Origin of the sequence: Halochromatium glycolicum, assembly GCF_016584085.1 — a bacterium.
Taxonomy (GTDB): domain Bacteria; phylum Pseudomonadota; class Gammaproteobacteria; order Chromatiales; family Chromatiaceae; genus Lamprobacter; species Lamprobacter glycolicus.
Map to the genome: position 1 here is coordinate 98,274 of NZ_NRSJ01000021.1, position 17,661 is coordinate 115,934.

Genomic DNA, 17,661 nt, shown 5'->3' on the forward strand with positions numbered 1-17,661 from the left:
CAGAGTCTCAATAACGCAGCAAGGCGGAGCCCCAGGTAAACCCGCCGCCGAAGGCCTCCATCATCACGGTCTGGCCGCGCTGGATACGGCCATCCCTGACAGCCTGATCAAAGGCGAGCGGAATCGACGCCGCTGAGGTATTGCCATGCGCATCGACGGTGACCACGACCTGCTCCATCGCCAGATCCAGTTTCCGTGCGGTCGCCTGAATGATCCGAAGGTTGGCCTGATGCGGCACCAGCCAGTCGATGTCGGCGCGGGTCATGCTATTGGCGGCGAGCGTGTCATCGACAATGGCGCCGAGCGTCGTCACCGCGACACGAAAGACCTCGTTGCCCTTCATCTGCATGTAAGGCGACCCGTTTCCGCCGTTCCCGATACCAGCAGGAACCTGCAGCAATTCCCGGTAGGCACCATCCGCATGCAGGTGCGTCGAGATGATTCCCGGCTCGTCCGCCGCGCCGAGCACGACCGCTCCGGCGCCGTCACCGAACAAGACGCAGGTGCCGCGGTCGGTCCAATCGAGGATGCGCGAGAGGGTCTCCGCACCGACGACGAGTGCCCGCTCGGCGCTCCCGGTTCGGATGAACTTCTCGGCCACGGCCAGCGCATAGATGAAACCGGTGCAGACAGCCTGGACATCGAATGCGGCGCCACCGTGATTATCAAGCCGCTCTTGAAGCAGGCAGGCGCTGCTCGGAAAGGTCTGATCAGGGGTCGTGGTCGCGACGATGATGAGATCGAGCTCTGCCGGCGCAACACCGGCCGCATCCAACGCCGCACGCGCTGCACGCTCGGCCAGGTCGACACAGGTTTCATCATCGGCCGCAATGTGGCGCTGACGGATTCCAGTGCGTTCGCGAATCCAGGTATCGGAGGTATCGACCAGCCGCTCGAGCTCTTGATTGGTCAGCACCTTCGCGGGCAGCGCACCGCCCGTACCCAACACCTGGGCGAACCGGTTCACGCCGAAACCCTGGCCGGCCCGGCCAACAACGCCCGCGCTTCGCCGAGATGATTCTCGACCTCACGCTCGATTCGCGCGATCACACGCGATCGAACCTCTTGATCGGCGATCCGCAGCGCATGCTCGAAGGCAACGGCATCGGCCCCGCCATGGCTCTTGATGACGATCCCGCGCAGCCCGAGCAAGCTGGCGCCGTTGTAGCGCCTCGGGTCCACCTCGTCGCGGAACCCCCGCAAGACCGGCAGCGCCAGCAAACCCGAGACGCGGCTCAGCAGTGTTCGCTTGAAACGCCTCTTGAGCATCTGCGCGATCAGCTTCGCGACGCCCTCGCTCGCCTTCAGCGCGACATTGCCGACAAACCCGTCCGAGACGACGACATCCACATCACCGATATAGATATCGTCGCCTTCGACATAGCCCACATAGTTCAGCGAGCTCGCGACGAGCAGCTCATGGGCGGCACGGACCTGGTCATTCCCCTTGATCTCTTCAGCGCCGATGTTGAGCAGGCCCACCCGAGGGCTACGCACATCCTGGACGGCCCGCACAAGCTCGCTGCCCATCACCGCAAACTGGAACAGATGCTCAGCGCTGCAATCGACATTCGCACCGAGGTCGAGCATATGGGTCTGCCCCTTCAGCGCCGGGATCGCCGTGATGATCGCTGGACGATCGATATGCGGAAGGGTCTTGAGGACGAAACGTGCTGTCGCCATCAACGCACCGGTGTTGCCAGCGCTCACGCAGGCATCGGCCTCACCCTGCTTGACGAGATCGATCGCAACGCGCATCGACGAGTCCTTCTTGCCGCGCAGCGCCTTCGAGGGCAGCTCATCCATGCCGACCTCTTCAGAGGCATGGCGGATCTCGATACGCTCGTCCGAACGCGCCGAGCCCGGAAGATAGGCCCGAATCGCTTCCTCACGCCCGACAAGGATCAGCCGCCGGTCCTGGCGCTCACCAAGAAAGCGCAGCGCAGCGGGAACGACGCTCTCCGGCCCGTGGTCACCGCCCATCGCATCCAACGCAAGGGTCTGTCGAGCAGCAGCCAAAATGGGGGAACTCCTTAGACGAGAAGAGCTCGGCCAGCGCCAGCATAGCGGACGCTGGCCGCGCTTTGCAGCGGGGCATCAGGCCTTACGATCTGACCCATCAACCGTGATGCACGGAGCGTTCAGTCTTCTTTGTCGACGACCTTACGGCCACGATAGAAACCGTCTGGCGTCACATGATGGCGACGATGAATCTCGCCCGTCGTCCCGTCCTCGGACAGGGTTGGGCGCGAGAGCGCATCGTGGGAGCGGCGCATGCCGCGCTTGGAAGGGGTTTTACGGTTTTGCTGAACAGCCATTTCGATCTCCGCCTGGGTCGATTTCTCGGGTGGCGCATCGCCCTATTCGTTGTCTTCTCGCCGGGCCTTGAAGTGCGCCAAGGCCGCGAATGGATGGGCCTCGACCGCCGCATCCGCCTCGTCTACTGCGCCCTCGTCCGTATCAGCGCCGGGAATCGTCGGCGGCACACAGTCCGAGTCTGGATGGCGCGGGATCGCCGGGACCGCCAAGATCAGCTCATCCTCGACAAGATCCGCTGGACGCAGCAAGCGATTATCGAGCAGCAGCGGATCATAGTGATCCGGCAGGGCATTCGCCTCGTCGACGCCTTCGACCAGCGCCAGCCGAACCGGCGCATCCACCGGCAGCCGATACCCTTCATTACAGCGCTGACAACGCAGCGGCAGCTCTGCGCGGATGCTGCCGACAACCACCGCGCGATCATCCTCGTCGTGCCCGAAGGTCAGTCGATAACGCGCCTGCTCGGATTCCGAAGCCCGCCCGTCTAAGCCCGGAAGCCGCTCGTCATCAACGAGCAGGGCGTTGAGCCTTGGCAGCCTTGCCAGGCTCAGCTCACCTTCGAAGACGGCCTCCTGGGCGGCCGCCCGACGTGGGTCAATGAGGTCCGGCAAACAAACCGACATAAGCCTTTAATCATAATACAAAGGCATCGCGTCTGTCAATTCAGAGGCGCCCCTAGCGCAGGCCTCAGCTCCCGGTCAGCGCAAGGAGCACGCCGGCCGCGACCGCTGAACCAATAACCCCTGCTACGTTCGGCCCCATCGCATGCATCAGCAGGAAGTTATGATGGTTCTCGTCCAGGCCAACCCGATTCACCACACGCGCCGCCATGGGCACCGCCGAGACGCCGGCGGCGCCGATCAACGGATTGACCTTACCGCCGGTCGCCCGGTACATGATCTTGCCCATCAGTACGCCGGCGGTCGTGCCGATCGAGAAGGCGAGCGCGCCGAGCACCAGGATACCGAGCGTCTCGACGGTCAGGAACTTGTCCGCGGACAGCTTGGAGCCGATCGCCAGCCCCAGCATGATCGTCACGGCATTGATGATCTCGTTCTGCGCCGCCCGGCTGAGGCGCTCGACCACCCCGCTCTCGCGCAGCAGGTTGCCGAAGGTGAGCATCCCGATCAGCGGTGCCGCCGAGGGCAGAACCAACGCGCACAGCAGCAGTACCACGAACGGGAACAGGATACGTTCCAAGCGCGAAACCGGACGCAGCTGCTGCATCACAACCACCCGCTCTTGCTTGGTCGTCAGCAAACGCATGATCGGCGGTTGGATGATCGGTACCAGCGCCATGTACGAGTAGGCAGCGACGGCGATCGCGCCAAGCAGATCAGGCGCCAGACGCGAGGCGAGAAAGATCGCAGTAGGCCCATCAGCACCACCGATGATCGCAATCGCCGAGGCATCCTGCAGCGTAAAGTCGAAGCCCGGAATGAAGTTCAGCGCGACCGCCCCGATCAGCGTCGCGAAGATCCCGAACTGCGCGGCGGCGCCGAGCAGAAGTGTCGACGGACGCGCGATCAACGCGCCGAAGTCGGTGAGCGCGCCGACGCCCATGAAGATCAGCAGCGGGAAGACACCGGTCTCGACACCGACCTCGTAGACCATCCCGATCATCCCGTCGGGTCCGCCGATCCCGGCGATCGGGATATTCGAGAGGATCGCTCCGAAGCCGATCGGCACGAGCAGCAAGGGCTCGAACTTCTTGGCAATCGCCAGGTAGACCAGCCCGCAGCCCACCGCGATCATCAGGGCCTGCCCCCAGTCCATGTTGGCGATGCCCATGGACTGCCATAGCTTCAGGAGCTCATCCATTGATTCAGCCCAAGGCAAGCAATGGTGCGCCGAGCGCGACGCTGTCGCCCTCCTTGACGCGGATCTCGGCGACGCTCCCAGCCGATGGCGCCCGCACCTCGGTCTCCATCTTCATCGCCTCGAGCACGAGCAATACATCGCCCGGCCCGACAGTCTGACCAACCCCAACCGCAACGCGGACGATGTTGCCGGCCAAGGGGGCCGTGATCACCCGGCCCTCGATCGCGGTTGGAACCTCATCCGCCGTCTCCACCGAACGCACCTGATCCACGATGCCCTGCGGCGAAACGGTGACGTCATAACCCTTGCCGTTGACCTCGACGCGATAGGATTCCGGCCCGCCGTCACTGACAGGCGTCGCTGCCGGCGCCGCCTTCGCAGGCGCCGCCTCAGCGGCGTCGAGCTCCCAAGGCGGCGGCTCGAAGGCCGATGCATCCCCGCGGTTCTCGAGGAACTTGAGACCGACCTGCGGGAACATCGCGTAGATCAGCACATCGTCGACGGCCGCATCGGTCAGCCTGATCCCGCGCGCCTTCGCGATCTCGCGGAGCTCTGCCGTCAGCCGGTCCATCTCTGGCGACAGCTCATCGGCCGGACGGCCGGTGATCGGTTTCTCACCATCCTTCAGCACGCGCGCCTGCAGCTCGGCGTTCACCGGCGCCGGCGTTGCACCATAGGCGCCCCGCAGCACCCCGGCGGTCTCGTTGGTGATGCTCTTGTAACGCTCGCCCATCAGCACATTGAGGACCGACTGGCTGCCGACGATCTGCGAGGTTGGCGTCACGAGCGGGATGAAGCCCAGGTCCTCGCGCACCCGGGGGATCTCGGCCAGGACCTCGTCCATTCGGTCCTGGGCGCCCTGCTCACGCAGCTGGTTCTCCATGTTCGTGAGCATGCCGCCAGGGACCTGAGCGACCAGGATGCGCGAGTCGACGCCGCGCAGCGAGCCCTCGAAGCGCGCGTACTTCTTGCGGACGTCGCGGAAGTAGGCCGCGATCTCCTCGAGCAACAGCAGATCCAGTCCGGTATCGCGCGGCGTCCCGTCGAGGATCGCGACCAGTGATTCGGTCGGCGAATGGCCATAGGTCATGCTCATCGATGAGATCGCGGTGTCGACCATGTCGATCCCGGCCTCGGCGGCCTTAATGTAGGTCGCCGTGCTCATGCCGGTCGTCGCATGGCACTGCATCGCGATCGGGATGCTGCAATGCTCCTTGAGCCGGGTGATGAGCTCCTTACAGACGTAGGGCCGCAGCAGGCCGGCCATGTCCTTGATGCAGAGCGAGTGGCAGCCAAGGTCCTCGAGCCGCCGTCCCATGTCGACCCAGTAGTCGATGTTGTGGACCGGGCTGACCGTGTACGACATCGTGCCCTGGGCATGGGCGTCGGTCTCGAGTGCAGCACGGATCGCTTGCTCGAGATTGCGCAGGTCGTTCATCGCATCGAAGATGCGGAATACCTCGACGCCGTTCTTGGCCGCACGCTCGACGAAGGTGTCCACCACATCGTCGGCATAATGCCGGTAGCCGAGCAGGTTCTGTCCGCGCAGCAGCATCTGCTGACGGGTATTCGGCATTGCGGCCTTGAGCTGACGCAACCGCTCCCACGGGTCTTCACCGAGATAGCGGATGCAGGCGTCAAACGTCGCGCCGCCCCAGCTCTCCAGGGACCAATAGCCGACCTGATCGAGCTTCGAGGCGATCGGTAGCATATCCTCGATGCGCATGCGCGTCGCCAACAGCGACTGATGCGCATCCCGCAGCACGACGTCGGTAATGCCGAGGGGTTTCGATTCACTCATGGGCTGTCTTCCGGTTTGGGGTCCATCTAGCGACCAGGATCTCTGGGTCCCGAATCCCCTCTGGGTACCGACTCCAGGGCATCAGCCGCCGTGCAGGGACGAGAGCGAGCAATCTCCAGTTCATCGCCGGCTCGAGCGATAGCGCGCGATCGCGGCGCTGATCACGGCGATCAATTCGTCGTTCGATGCGCTGACCGCGTCGCTGCCCGTCGACACTGCCGCCGAGGGCGCAGACGCCTCTGGCAACCCCGGGGAGAGCCGCCCGGCGATCCAAGACATGGCACGTAACAGGACCACGAGCAGCAGCAGGAAGCTGAACACGATGCCCATGCCAATGGCCATCAAGCTCAAACTCTCGTTAATCAAACTCGTCTCGGGCATCTCACTCGGCTCCGCGATGGATGAACCAAGCCTGGCATCGCGAGGCAACCAGCCGCTGGAGACGCTCAGCCCGCGAACGGATCACGGATGACCACCGTTTGCGTCCGGTCCGGTCCGGTCGAGACGATCTCGACCGGCACCCCGCCGAGCTCGCCAAGGGTTTCGAGGTACCGCTGTGCCGCCTCTGGCAAGGCGTCGATCGACTCGGCGCCGACCGTCGAGGTCTGCCAACCCGGCAGCTCGATGTAGCGCGGCTTGCAACGGGCGAGCTCGTCGGCGGTCACGGGCGGCGCATCGAGCTCACGACCATCGAGCTCGTAGGCAACGCAGATTCGCAGGCGCTCCATCCCGTCGAGTACGTCGAGCTTGGTGACGCAGAGCCCAGAGACGCTGTTGACCGCAAAGGCGCGTCGCAGCGCAACCATGTCCAACCATCCGCAACGGCGCTTGCGCCCGGTCGTTGCACCGAACTCATGCCCGCGTTCCCCGAGCAGATCGCCCTCGGCATCGAGCAGCTCGGTCGGGAAGGGCCCGCCACCAACACGGGTGGTGTAGGCCTTCACGATCCCGAGCACGTAGTCGAGGTCGAGCGGACCGACTCCGCTGCCGCTCGCTGCACCACCGGCGGTCGTCGTCGACGAGGTCACGTACGGATAGGTCCCGTGATCGATATCGAGCAGGGCGCCCTGAGCACCCTCGAACAGGACGTTCGCGCCGCTGCGTCGCAAACGGGCCAGCTCACCGGTCACATCGGCCATCAAGGGCAGGATCTGCTCACGCTGCGCGAGCGCCTCGTCGAGACTGCAACCGAAGTCGACCGGATCGGCACCGAAGCGGTGCTGGAGCACGAAATTGTGCTCGTCCAGCACCTCGCGCAGCCGCTCCTCGAACTGCAGCGGATCAACGAGCTCGCCAAGGCGGATGCCTCGGCGTGCGATCTTATCCTCATAGGCCGGCCCGATGCCGCGCCCGGTGGTACCGATCGCCTTGGCCCCGCGAGCCTGCTCACGCGCGGCATCGAGGGCGATGTGATGCGGCAGGATCAGCGCACAGGCGGGGCTGATCCCGAGCCGCTCACGCACCGGCACCTCGCGCTGCTCGAGCATCGCGACCTCGCTCAGGAGCGCCTCCGGCGAGAGGACGACGCCGTTACCGATCAGACAGCGGACATCTCGGTGCAGGATGCCCGACGGGATCAGGTGCAGGATGGTCTGCTCACCATCGATCACCAGCGTATGCCCGGCGTTGTGTCCGCCCTGAAAGCGGACCACCGCACCCGCCCGCTCGGTCAGCAGGTCGACGACCTTACCCTTGCCCTCGTCACCCCACTGGGTACCGATTACGACGACATTCTTACCCATGAAAGCCCCTTGTCTTACGACTCTCTACCGAGCCGAGGTTACGAGCTGGCGATGCAGCCTTCGAGCTGGTCACGACTCAGGCGTCAGCCTGGAATCAGCCGCCAGTCACCGTCGACGCGCGCCAGCTGCTCGCAACAATTGAAGTCCCGCGGCGCCCCTTTCTGGCCGGGCAGCGCATAGATCACCCGGCGTCCCTCGGCGCGCAGGCGCTCGATATAGCGTGCCAGGGCCGGGTCCGCATCCCAGGGCGCCAGCACGCCGTCACAGGCCTGCACACTGGCGCCGCCCTCTCCGGAGAGCGCAATCAGCCCCTTGAGATCAGCACTGAAGCCAACCGCGGGGCGGGCCCGGCCGAACACCCGTCCGATCTCGTCATAACGCCCGCCTCGGGCGATCTCCAGGCCCCAGCCAGGCACGAAGGCCGCAAACACGACCCCCGTCTTATAGGTGTAACCCCGAAGCTCGGCGAGATCGAAATGCACCGGCAGGTCGGGCAACCAACGTCCAAGCTCTTCGGCTACCTGCTTCAGACGATCGATGGCAGCCCTTACAGGGCCATCAGCACCGCTCAGGATCGAGCTCGCGCGCGCCAGCGCATCGTCGCCGTTGAGCTCCACCAACGACAGCAGCATGTCACCGACCGAGCCAGAGACGCCGGTCTCGGCAATGATGGTCTCAACCTCAGGACCCGCCTTGCGCTGCAACGCATCGAACAGGCGCAGCTCGTCACTGCGCGACAATCCCGCCTGCTGGATCAGGCCACGATAGACGCCGACGTGGCCGAGGTCCAGGTAAGGCGCTTCGATACCCGCAGTCTCCAGCGTTCGCACGAGCAGGCGCAAGACCTCGACATCGCTCGAAGGCCCATCATGTCCATAGACCTCGGCACCAATCTGCAACGGGCTGCGGCTGCCGGCGAACCCATCGCTGCGGGTGTGCAGTACCGTGCCGAGGTAGCACAGCCGCGTCGGCAGGTCCCGCCGCAGATGATGCGCATCGATACGGGCGACCTGCGGGGTCATATCGGCCCGAATCCCGAGCAGTCGGCCGCTCAACTGATCCGTCAGCTTGAAGGTCTGCAGGTCCAGGTCGCGCCCCGTCCCTGTCAGCAGGCTCTCCAGGTAGTCGATGAACGGCGGGATCACGAGCTCATAACCCCAGCTCTGATAGAGGTCGAGCAGGCGACGCCGTAATCGCTCGAGCTCAGCAGCACGGGCGGGCAGCACTTCTTCGATGCCGGTCGGCAACAGCCAACGCTCGTCGTTCATCGGCTTCGGACTCAGTTGATCAGATACAGCAGAGCAACGCCGCTGAGCATGCTCACAAGCCCCGCGACGCGCAGCTCGCGCGCCTCTTGCGAGGCGACCTGCAATAACAGCCGGCGGAACAGATTGGGCGCGATGAACGGCATCAGCCCCTCGATGACAAGCATCAGCGAGAGCGCCAGCAGCAATGCATGCCACATGGGGATAGCTCGACGTGCAACTCGGGCGTCTGGATGTGTTAGCGGCGTCAGAGGTCCTGGAGGCCTGGAACAAGACGCGATGATTACAGAACCCTGTTGAGCTGTCCATCCGGCGCGTCAGGGCATCGCAAACCACAGCGCGTGACTGCCGATGCCCCAGGCCAGAGACGCTTGCAAGAGACGCTTGCAAAAACAGGTCAGACGATTGACAGCAGGGTCGAGCCATACCCGACTCGAAGACCGAACGGACGGCGCCGGCGCGCGGGCAGGTCCGAGACGGCCAAGGCACTGTCCCACCGTGGCGCGGTGAGATGCCCTCTCGACCCGAGCGGTCGACAGTCGACGGCGATGGCCAACCGCCACAAGATCGCAGTCAAGCCAGGCCCTTGCCTGACCCGGACCAGTGCGCAGCGGTCAATGGCCGCACCGAGATGCATGCAAGGCGGCCGAATCCATTTGGCCGCCCTGCACAGAGACCTGCCTGCCCGCGCGATTCGCGGACTAACCTACGAGGCCCTATCAAATGCCTGGCTAGCCTGCACAAGCTGCTGATTGGCTAAGCCGTAGAGGGCATTCTGTTAGGGCTTCTAAGGCGATTTCTGTCAAAGCTCATACCGCCTTGCTGGTCTTTTCGCTCGCCTTCTTCGTCGCGCCGCCGGTCACATAGCCCGGCTATGCTCCCGGCGACGCTCCTTGAAGGCAAACGAACATCCTGCGCAATTCGGTACGAGCTTTTCCGGCAATCGCCTAAGGCTGAGACGCCATTCCCGGAAGGCTCGCCGAGTCGGTCAGGCTTGCCGAGGTACCAGGGTCCTGCGAGTTGAAGAAGCGGAAGAACTCCGAATCGGGAGCAAGCACGAGCGTGCTGTCCTTCTGCGCGAAGGTACGCCGGTAGGCATCCAGGCTTCGATAGAACGCATAGAAGCTCGGGTTCTTCTGGTAGGCGTTCGCATAGATCTCGGCCGCCTTACCATCGCCCTGACCGCGGGTTTCCTCGGCCTCGCGATAGGCATCGGCGATGATCACAGTACGCTGCCGATCCGCGTCGGCGCGGATGCGCTCAGCCGCCTCCGCACCCTTGGCGCGCAGGTCGCGCGCGACGCGCTCTCGCTCAGCCCGCATCCGGTTGTAGACCGACTCACTGACCTCCGGCGGCAGATCGATCTTCTTGACTCGGACATCCAGCACCTCGACGCCGAGCTCGGCGGCCTGGGTGTCGGTCTCCTTCGTCAGCGCCTTCATCAGCTCGATACGGTCCTCTGACACCACCTCTTGAATGGTGCGCTTACCGAACTCGTCGCGCAGCGCGGTGTTGACCCGTTCCGAGAGCAGGCGCTCGGCCCGACCGCTGTTGCCGCCAGTCGAACGGAAGAACTGGGCGGCGTTGTCGATGCGCCACTTGGTGTAGGAGTCGACGATCACATCCTTCTTCTCGATCGTCAGAAACCGTTGGGGACGCGAGTCGAGCGTCTGGATGCGTGCATCGAAGTGCATGATGTTGTTCAGCAAAGGAACCTTGACATGCAGTCCCGGCTCGTAGCCGCTGCGCACGATCTCACCGAGCCGCAGCTTGATGGCCGTCTCCCATTGCTGCACCGTGAAGGTCGATGCGTAGACGATCAGGGCCAGCAACGCAACAGCAGCAGGAATGAGGATCTTCTTGGTGTCATCCATTAGCGCGATCTCCGCTCACGAGAGACATCACGGATCGGGGTCGATGCGGTACGCGAGCTGTCTTGAGTGTTGCTGGAACGATCGAGCATCGAGGTCCCGGACGACGAGGATGCCGATGTCTGCTGCTTACGCATGATCTGGTCGAGCGGAAGGTACATCAGGCTGTTGCCCTGCGGCACGTCGATCAGCACCATGTTGCCGCCGCTCAGCACCGATTCGATCGTCTCCAGGTAGATACGTTCCCGCGTCACCTCGGGCGCCTTCTCGAACTCGGTGCGAATCGCATTGAAGCGCGAGGTCTCACCTTCAGCCGAGGCTATCACGCGATCCCGATAGGCCTTCGCATCGGCAACGGCCCGCGCCGCTTCACCTCGTGCTTGCGGCAGGATCTCGTTGGCATAGGCCTCTGCCTTGTTCTCGAGCCGTTCCTTGTCCTCGCGCGCCTTGATCGCGTCATCGAATGCGTCCTTGACCTGCTCCGGGGGCTTTGCAGGCTGCATGTTGACCGAGGTCACGAGCAGGCCCGTCTTGTATTCGTCCATCAGGTCCTGCACGCCCTGCTGGATCATCGCCGCGACCGCGCTGCGGCCCTCGGTCAGGATGAAATCGAGCTTTGACCCGCCGATCGTCTTACGGACGACGGTCTCGGTCGCATCGCGCAGCGTCTTGGTTGGCGCCTGGTCCTGAAACAGGAAGTTCGCGGCATCCTGGATGCGCGACTGCACCGTCAGCTCGACGTCGACGATGTTCTCGTCCTGGGTCAGCATGGCCGCCTTGTGACTGAACGAGGAGATCTCATCGACGTTGACGATCTCGACACGCTCGATCGGCCACGGGATGTGCCAATGCGGCCCCGGGGCGGTCGTCTTGACGTAAGCACCGAATCGCAGCACGACACCGCGCTCGGCGGGATCGACGATGTAGATACCGGTGAATAGCCAGACCACGAAGAGACCGGCCAGGATGATGCCGATGGTCTTGAAGCTGATGTCCGCGGCGCTTGGCCCGCCGCCACCACTGCCCGATCCCTTGTTGCCACCGAACAGGCCGCTCACCCGCTCCTGAAGCTTGCGGACGATCTCATCGAGATCAGGCGGCCCACCCTGATTGCCAGGGCCGCCCTGGTTGCTACCCCAGGGGTCCCGGTTGCCACCTCCCGGTTCATTCCAGGCCATAGTTGCTCCGATTCATCTGTGTTGTACCGTGACAGTCTTTCGCACGCCAGCAATGAGAGGCGACCCATCCGTGAGCCGGGCCTCGGCGAGCTGCAGGCAGTGCTCAATCCTCAGTCAAGCGCTTCGTTGCTTCCGCGACCTTTGCCTATCACCCGAGCCGACGCTAACCCAGACAGCGTGACCAGGTCGAAAGTGCCGCCCAGGTATCGCTTATCAAGCATGCGCTCTCCGCATTCGAACCCGACATTGTACGTTGGCAGGTCTCGGGGCCACAACGGACGCGACCAGAAGACCCATTGGTCCTGCAGGGCCTCTGCAGCCAAGGCCGTTCGCCTCACAGCTTCCGCAACGGCTCAGGCGCGTCGGGGGACGCCTAGTCCGACCACTGGGAGCTGCCATTGCAGAGCATGTCCGGAAGATCGCCCGTCTCAACGGTGGACGCCGGGACGGCGTGCGAGTCGGATTGCGGACGTATCTGGGCGCCATGCGCATCGCCCGGCTTGGAACCCTCACCGTTGCCGCCAGGATACGACCCCGTCGACTGCAGCACATCCAGCGCCGGAAGGGTCGTTGCTGGCGCTGAATCGACTGCCTGCTGTCCAGTGTGCCCGTCATCGATCTCCCCGCTGCGCACACCACCCATCGCCTTCTGATCGGCTAGGCGGCCGCGCTGCCAGCGCCGATCCTTCTGCAGCACACGCTGCAGCTGATGCTGTGACACCTCGACCCGCATACGCCAGCCTCCGGCATCGGTTCCGGCGTCTTCAAGCACACGGGCATGCTCGAACAGCCAGGCACGCAGCCCCCCGTCTTGTGGGCCGAGCAGCAAGGATTCCTGCGCGACCTCGCCGCGTAGTCGTTCGCTCAGCGCCTGCAACAGCAGCTCGACGCCCTCGCCGGTCTGCGCAGACAACCAGACCCGCCAAGGCCGACCTTCGGCATCGCGATCCAGACGAGGGCGTTGATCCGCATCCAGGTCGATCTTGTTGTAGGCGAGCAGCTGCGGGCGTTCCTGGGCGCCGATCTCGTCGAGCACGGACTCGACATCGCCGATCCGCCGGTCACGCTCTGGCGACGAGGCATCGATCACGTGCAGTAACAGCGACGCCTCGCGCGTCTCCTGGAGCGTCGAACGGAAGGCCGCAACAAGCTCATGCGGAAGGCCGTTGATGAAGCCGACCGTATCGGCAAGGACCACTGCTGGACCATTGGGCAGCGACAGCCGGCGCAGCGTCGGATCGAGTGTCGCGAAGAGCTGGTCGGCCTGAAACACCCCGGCCTCGGTGAGCCGATTGAACAGCGTCGACTTGCCGGCATTGGTATAGCCGACAAGCGAGACGGCCGGGATCTCGGCCCGGTCCCGCGCACGCCGTCCTTGACCGCGCTGTGTCTCGACATGGGAGAGCCGCTCGTTCAGCAGCGCGATCCGCCGACCAAGCAGGCGGCGGTCGGTCTCGAGCTGGGTCTCACCGGGTCCGCGCAGGCCGATCCCCCCCTTCTGCCGCTCCAGGTGGGTCCAGCCGCGCACCAGTCGCGTCGAGAGATGCTTCAGCTGTGCGAGCTCGACCTGCAGCTTGCCGTCGGCCGAGCGCGCGCGTTGGGCGAAGATATCGAGGATCAGCCCGTTGCGGTCGAGCACGCGGCAGGCGAGCAGGCGCTCGAGGTTGCGTTCCTGGGCCGGGCTGAGCGCGTGATCGAAGATGACGAGCTCAGCACCGGCGGACGCAACCAATCCCCGCAGTTCCTCGGCCTTGCCGGAGCCAATGAAGAGCCGCGGATCAGGGGTACCGCGTGACCCGCCGAGGGTGCCGACCACCTCGGCGCCCGCCGCTTTTGCCAGCAGCTGGAACTCTTCGACCGCATCGGGTGGGACCGGTTCTCCCATCGCAATCTGGACCAGCAGCGAGCGCTCGCCGCCCTGCGGACGCTCAAACATCTGAGCACCCGCCGGGCACAGCGGCGCTGGTCAAGGGCTCGCGGACTCGCATCGAGATCAGCTGTCATCCTCCTGTGCGACGCCCTCCTGCGGTTGCGGTAGCTTCACGTTACGCGTCGGCACCACAGTGGAGATGGCGTGTTTGTAGATCATCTGGCTGACATTGTTCTTCAGCAGCACGACGAACTGGTCAAACGACTCGATCTGACCCTGTAGCTTGATTCCGTTCACCAAGAAGATCGAGACCGGAATCCGTTCTTTGCGCAAGGCATTCAAGAATGGGTCTTGCAGACTTTGCCCTTTGGACATGGGCGCTTCCCCTTATTGTTTTATCAGGTGCTGTCGGGACGACGACAGCACCTGAGAATACTGCAGTTAAACGTTGCACGATAGCACAGCGGCAAGGGCCTATGCGGCTGCAAAGCGCAAGGGGCCCGCCGAACGGCGGATCGGACAGCAGCCCTCAACCGGCCTCGAGGAAGGCCCGCACCCGCTCGAGCGTATCGCGCTCGAGCCCCTCTTGATCCCACAGCCAGTTGCAGTCCGACTCGGCACGAAGCCAGGTGTACTGGCGTTTGGCCAGCTGGCGCGTCGCCGCGACGGCCTGGGCATGCATCTCAGCATCGTCGAGCGCACCTTCGAGGTAGGCCCATAGCTGACGGTAACCGACACAGCGCATCGCAGGACGATCCGCATCGAGATCGCTGCGCGCCCGGAGTCGTCGCACCTCGTCCTCGAACCCGGCCGCAAGCATCGCATCGAAGCGCCGCGCGATGCGCTGATGCAGGATCGCCCGATCGCGCGGTGAGCGCGCCAGCTTGAGCACCCGATACGCCAACCCGCTTTGCGACCCGCCGGTCCGAAGCTCGCTCATCGGACGACCGGTCACCAAGAACACCTCCAGTGCACGCTGAACGCGCTGCGGATCATTCGGATGGACCTGTGCGGCCGTCGTTGGGTCCACCTCGGTGAGCCAAGCGTGCATCGCTGCCGCGCCGCGGCGCGCGTGTCGCTCGGCAAGGCCTGCGCGGACCTGCGGCTGCGCCTCTGGCAGCGGTGATAGACCACCCGCCAATGCACGCCAGTAGAGCATGGTGCCGCCGACCAGCAGCGGAACCCGACCTGCCGCCGTAATCTCGCCCATCGCCGCAAGCGCATCGGTGCGAAACCGTGCCGCCGAGTAGGATTCGGTCGGCTCACAGATGTCCACGAGCCGGTGTGGATGACGCGACAGCACCTCGGGTCCAGGCTTCGCGGTCCCGATATCCATGCCGCGATAGACCATCGCCGAATCGACACTGATCAGATCACACGGGAAGTGCTCGGCGACCGCCAAGGCCAGCTCGGTCTTGCCGGAGGCGGTCGGGCCAGTGATGAGGATCGCCGGCGGCAACGCGCTTGAGGCCGGGCTTGCGTCAGCTGCTGGGCTCGCGTGAGGTAAGGCGTTATCCATCCGCGATCAACGCCCGCGCCAGAACAGCTGATCCAGCGCCTGACGCGACAGTCTCACCCAGGTCGGCCGGCCATGATTGCACTGATCGGCGCGCTCGGTGCGCTCCATCGCCCGCAGCAGCGCGTTCATCTCCGGCAGCGTCAGCTGACGGTTCGCGCGCACCGAGCCATGGCAGGCCATGGTCGCGAGGACCCGGTTGATCTCGGCCTGAATCCGATCGGTCCCGCCTTCGGCCGCTAGATCGGCCAAGAGATCCCGCAGCAGCTGCTCCGGGTCGGCGTCCTGAAGGATGGCCGGAACGGCACGCAGGATCAGGCGCTCAGGCCCACCGCGATCGACCCCGATCCCGAGCGACTCGAGCAACGCCCGCTGTTGCTCGGCCTGATCCGCCTCAGATTGCGAGACGGCGACCGCGATCGGGACCAACAGGGGCTGCTGCCGCACAGCCCCCTCCGCCCAGCTTGCCTTGAGGCGTTCATAGCCGATGCGCTCATGGGCCGCGTGCATATCGACGATGATCAGACCGTCTTCGGTCTCGGACAGGATATAGATGCCGTTGACCTGACCGATCGCGTAACCGAGTGGCGGGATCGCCGCTTCGGTAGCAGCCTGTGCACCAGCGAGCGGCTGCTCCGCCGCCGATGCCCCAGTCATGGGCTCGGCGGCCGCGCCCGCGGGCTGCTGCCAGGCAAGCTCCGCCGCATAGGCGCCGCGCCCATCACCGACGCGCAGCGGCAGCGACGACTGCCGCGCAGGCGCGGCTGGCGCCTGCGCCTGAGCCGTCGGCTGTACCCCCGCGCCGGCCGCGACGCCGGCCTCAGGCGACTCCGGTTGGCGCACCGGCCCTGCTAGGTCATCCCCCTGCACCCCGGCAGCTAAACGCCGGTGCAGACTACGGAACAGAAAGTCATGCACCTGCCGGCCCTCACGGAAACGCACCTCCTGCTTGGCCGGATGGACATTCACATCGACCTGACGTGGATCGAGCCGCAGATAGAGCACATAGGCCGGCTGGCGCCCATGATGGAGCACATCCTGAAACGCCTGGCGCACCGCATGGCTCACCAGCTTGTCCCGCACCATCCGACCGTTGACGAAGAAGAACTGAAGGTCCGCCTGGCTGCGCGAGAAGGCCGGACGTGCAACCCAGCCGCTCAGCTCGAGCCCGGCCGCACGCTCGTCGAGCTCAAGCGCATGGCTCATGAAGGCCTCACCGAGCAACGCCTGTAGCCGCAGCTGACGCGCTTGCGAGGCTGATCCCTGGGACTCGGCCTGCGGTCTGAGGTCGAGCAGCTCACGTCCGTTGTGCTGGACGCGGAACCCCACCTCAGGGCGGGCAAGCGCCAGGCGTCGCAGCAGCTGCTCGATATGGCCGAGCTCGGTGCGCTCGGTGCGCAAGAACTTGCGCCGCGCCGGCACCCGGTGGAACAGATCGCGCACCTCGACCGAGGTGCCGATCGGGTGCGCGGCCGGCTCCGGCTCGTCGGCGAGATCGCCGCCGTCACTGCAGAGCCGCCAGCCATGGGGCTGCCCAGCCCGCCGCGATGTCAGCTCGACGCGGGCCACCGAGGCGATGCTCGGCAGGGCCTCGCCGCGAAAGCCGAGACTGGCCACTGCCTCGAGATCGTCGAGACTCGTGATCTTGCTGGTCGCATGGCGTGCGACTGCGAGCGCAAGCTCGTCACGGGCGATACCGCAGCCATCATCGCGGACCTGAATACGCTTGACCCCCGCCTGCTCCAGATCGACCCGGATCTCGCCGGCCCCGGCGTCGAGACTGTTCTCGAGCAGCTCCTTGACGACAGACGCCGGGCGCTCGATCACCTCACCGGCAGCGATCTGATTGATGAGCAGCGGCGGCAATGGACGAATAGGCGGCATCCACTGATGGAACCAAAAAGCAGCCGCTGCGGCAAGCAAGAGCAGCGCCCGTACGGCCGTTATACCCAAAGCACGTCAATGCTCGGCACGGCAGAGCGGAGGGTCGGGTCACGGCGAACGGGGGGTGTCGACGGCATGGATGCCGTCGTCAAGCCTCCACGGATGGATTCACGGCGTCCCCCGAGCGCCGTGACGCGACCCGGAGCGGTCGAGGAAAACCGAGGATCGGTTAGCGATGGGTATATAGCCATTCCGCCTGATCGCCGGACAGAACGCGCAGGAACAATCAGCGCCGTTGGGCTCACCCTGTCCGACAGTCAGGGCGGAGGGCTATACCGACGCCCTGACAGCCGACGGGAGCGGCCGACGCCGCCGGCCGACGGGGCCGGCCGAG

15 protein-coding genes and 1 pseudogene are annotated in these 17,661 nt (G+C 64.9%); all 16 read right to left on the reverse strand.

The features are described from left to right. Positions 1-7 precede the first annotated feature (7 nt). The 16 genes and pseudogenes from CKO40_RS12685 to mutL all read right to left on the reverse strand — a co-directional run bounded on the left by CKO40_RS12685 (position 8) and on the right by mutL (position 17,267). A complete protein-coding gene (locus CKO40_RS12685) occupies positions 8-967 on the reverse strand; it encodes a beta-ketoacyl-ACP synthase 3 (protein WP_200346585.1) in 960 nt (319 codons plus the stop codon). Beyond that, positions 964-2,019 (reverse strand): phosphate acyltransferase PlsX, encoded by a 1,056-nt coding sequence (plsX, locus tag CKO40_RS12690; protein ID WP_276570814.1) that lies wholly within the window; start codon positions 2,017-2,019, stop codon positions 964-966. The genes CKO40_RS12685 and plsX overlap by 4 nt, the downstream gene beginning before the upstream one ends. A gap of 122 nt (positions 2,020-2,141) precedes the next feature. After that, positions 2,142-2,318 (reverse strand): 50S ribosomal protein L32, encoded by a 177-nt coding sequence (rpmF, locus tag CKO40_RS12695; protein WP_200346586.1) that lies wholly within the window; start codon positions 2,316-2,318, stop codon positions 2,142-2,144. Between the two features lie 42 nt (positions 2,319-2,360). Continuing rightward, the gene (locus CKO40_RS12700) at positions 2,361-2,942 is read right to left on the reverse strand and encodes a YceD family protein (protein ID WP_200346587.1); all 582 of its coding nucleotides are present in this window, start codon (positions 2,940-2,942) and stop codon (positions 2,361-2,363) included. A 64-nt stretch (positions 2,943-3,006) separates the two neighbouring features. Further along, positions 3,007-4,140 carry a sodium ion-translocating decarboxylase subunit beta gene (locus tag CKO40_RS12705; protein WP_200346588.1) on the reverse strand — a complete coding sequence of 378 codons (1,134 nt, stop codon included), beginning with the start codon at positions 4,138-4,140 and terminating at the stop codon, positions 3,007-3,009. Positions 4,141-4,144: 4 nt separating this feature from the next. Continuing rightward, positions 4,145-5,941, reverse strand: a complete 1,797-nt coding sequence (gene oadA / locus CKO40_RS12710) for a sodium-extruding oxaloacetate decarboxylase subunit alpha (RefSeq protein ID WP_200346589.1) — start codon at positions 5,939-5,941, stop codon at positions 4,145-4,147. 120 nt (positions 5,942-6,061) lie between these two features. Beyond that, the gene (locus CKO40_RS12715; RefSeq protein ID WP_200346590.1) at positions 6,062-6,322 is read right to left on the reverse strand and encodes an OadG family protein; all 261 of its coding nucleotides are present in this window, start codon (positions 6,320-6,322) and stop codon (positions 6,062-6,064) included. Between the two features lie 65 nt (positions 6,323-6,387). Continuing rightward, entirely contained in the window at positions 6,388-7,683 is a 1,296-nt protein-coding gene (locus CKO40_RS12720) for an adenylosuccinate synthase (protein ID WP_200346591.1), read from the reverse strand. A gap of 83 nt (positions 7,684-7,766) precedes the next feature. Next, positions 7,767-8,951 carry an ATP phosphoribosyltransferase regulatory subunit gene (locus CKO40_RS12725; protein WP_200346592.1) on the reverse strand — a complete coding sequence of 395 codons (1,185 nt, stop codon included), beginning with the start codon at positions 8,949-8,951 and terminating at the stop codon, positions 7,767-7,769. A gap of 11 nt (positions 8,952-8,962) precedes the next feature. Next, positions 8,963-9,148, reverse strand: a complete 186-nt coding sequence (locus tag CKO40_RS12730) for a DUF2065 domain-containing protein (RefSeq protein WP_200346593.1) — start codon at positions 9,146-9,148, stop codon at positions 8,963-8,965. A 747-nt stretch (positions 9,149-9,895) separates the two neighbouring features. Next, complete coding sequence (gene hflC / locus CKO40_RS12735; protein ID WP_200346594.1) at positions 9,896-10,822, reverse strand: protease modulator HflC; 927 nt, start codon at positions 10,820-10,822, stop codon at positions 9,896-9,898. Then, the gene (gene hflK, locus CKO40_RS12740; protein ID WP_200346595.1) at positions 10,822-11,997 is read right to left on the reverse strand and encodes an FtsH protease activity modulator HflK; all 1,176 of its coding nucleotides are present in this window, start codon (positions 11,995-11,997) and stop codon (positions 10,822-10,824) included. The genes hflC and hflK overlap by 1 nt, the downstream gene beginning before the upstream one ends. A 685-nt stretch (positions 11,998-12,682) precedes the next feature. Continuing rightward, positions 12,683-13,933, reverse strand: a pseudogene (gene hflX / locus CKO40_RS12745) (ribosome rescue GTPase HflX); the annotation flags it as partial. Positions 13,934-13,990: 57 nt separating this feature from the next. After that, positions 13,991-14,242: an RNA chaperone Hfq gene (gene hfq / locus CKO40_RS12750; RefSeq protein WP_200346597.1), complete on the reverse strand. Its 252-nt coding sequence runs from the start codon at positions 14,240-14,242 to the stop codon at positions 13,991-13,993. Positions 14,243-14,396: 154 nt separating this feature from the next. Continuing rightward, on the reverse strand, positions 14,397-15,386 hold the full coding sequence (gene miaA, locus CKO40_RS12755; RefSeq protein WP_200346598.1) for a tRNA (adenosine(37)-N6)-dimethylallyltransferase MiaA: 990 nt from the start codon (positions 15,384-15,386) through the stop codon (positions 14,397-14,399). Positions 15,387-15,392: 6 nt separating this feature from the next. Beyond that, positions 15,393-17,267 carry a DNA mismatch repair endonuclease MutL gene (gene mutL / locus CKO40_RS12760; protein WP_200346599.1) on the reverse strand — a complete coding sequence of 625 codons (1,875 nt, stop codon included), beginning with the start codon at positions 17,265-17,267 and terminating at the stop codon, positions 15,393-15,395. Positions 17,268-17,661: the final 394 nt, after the last annotated feature.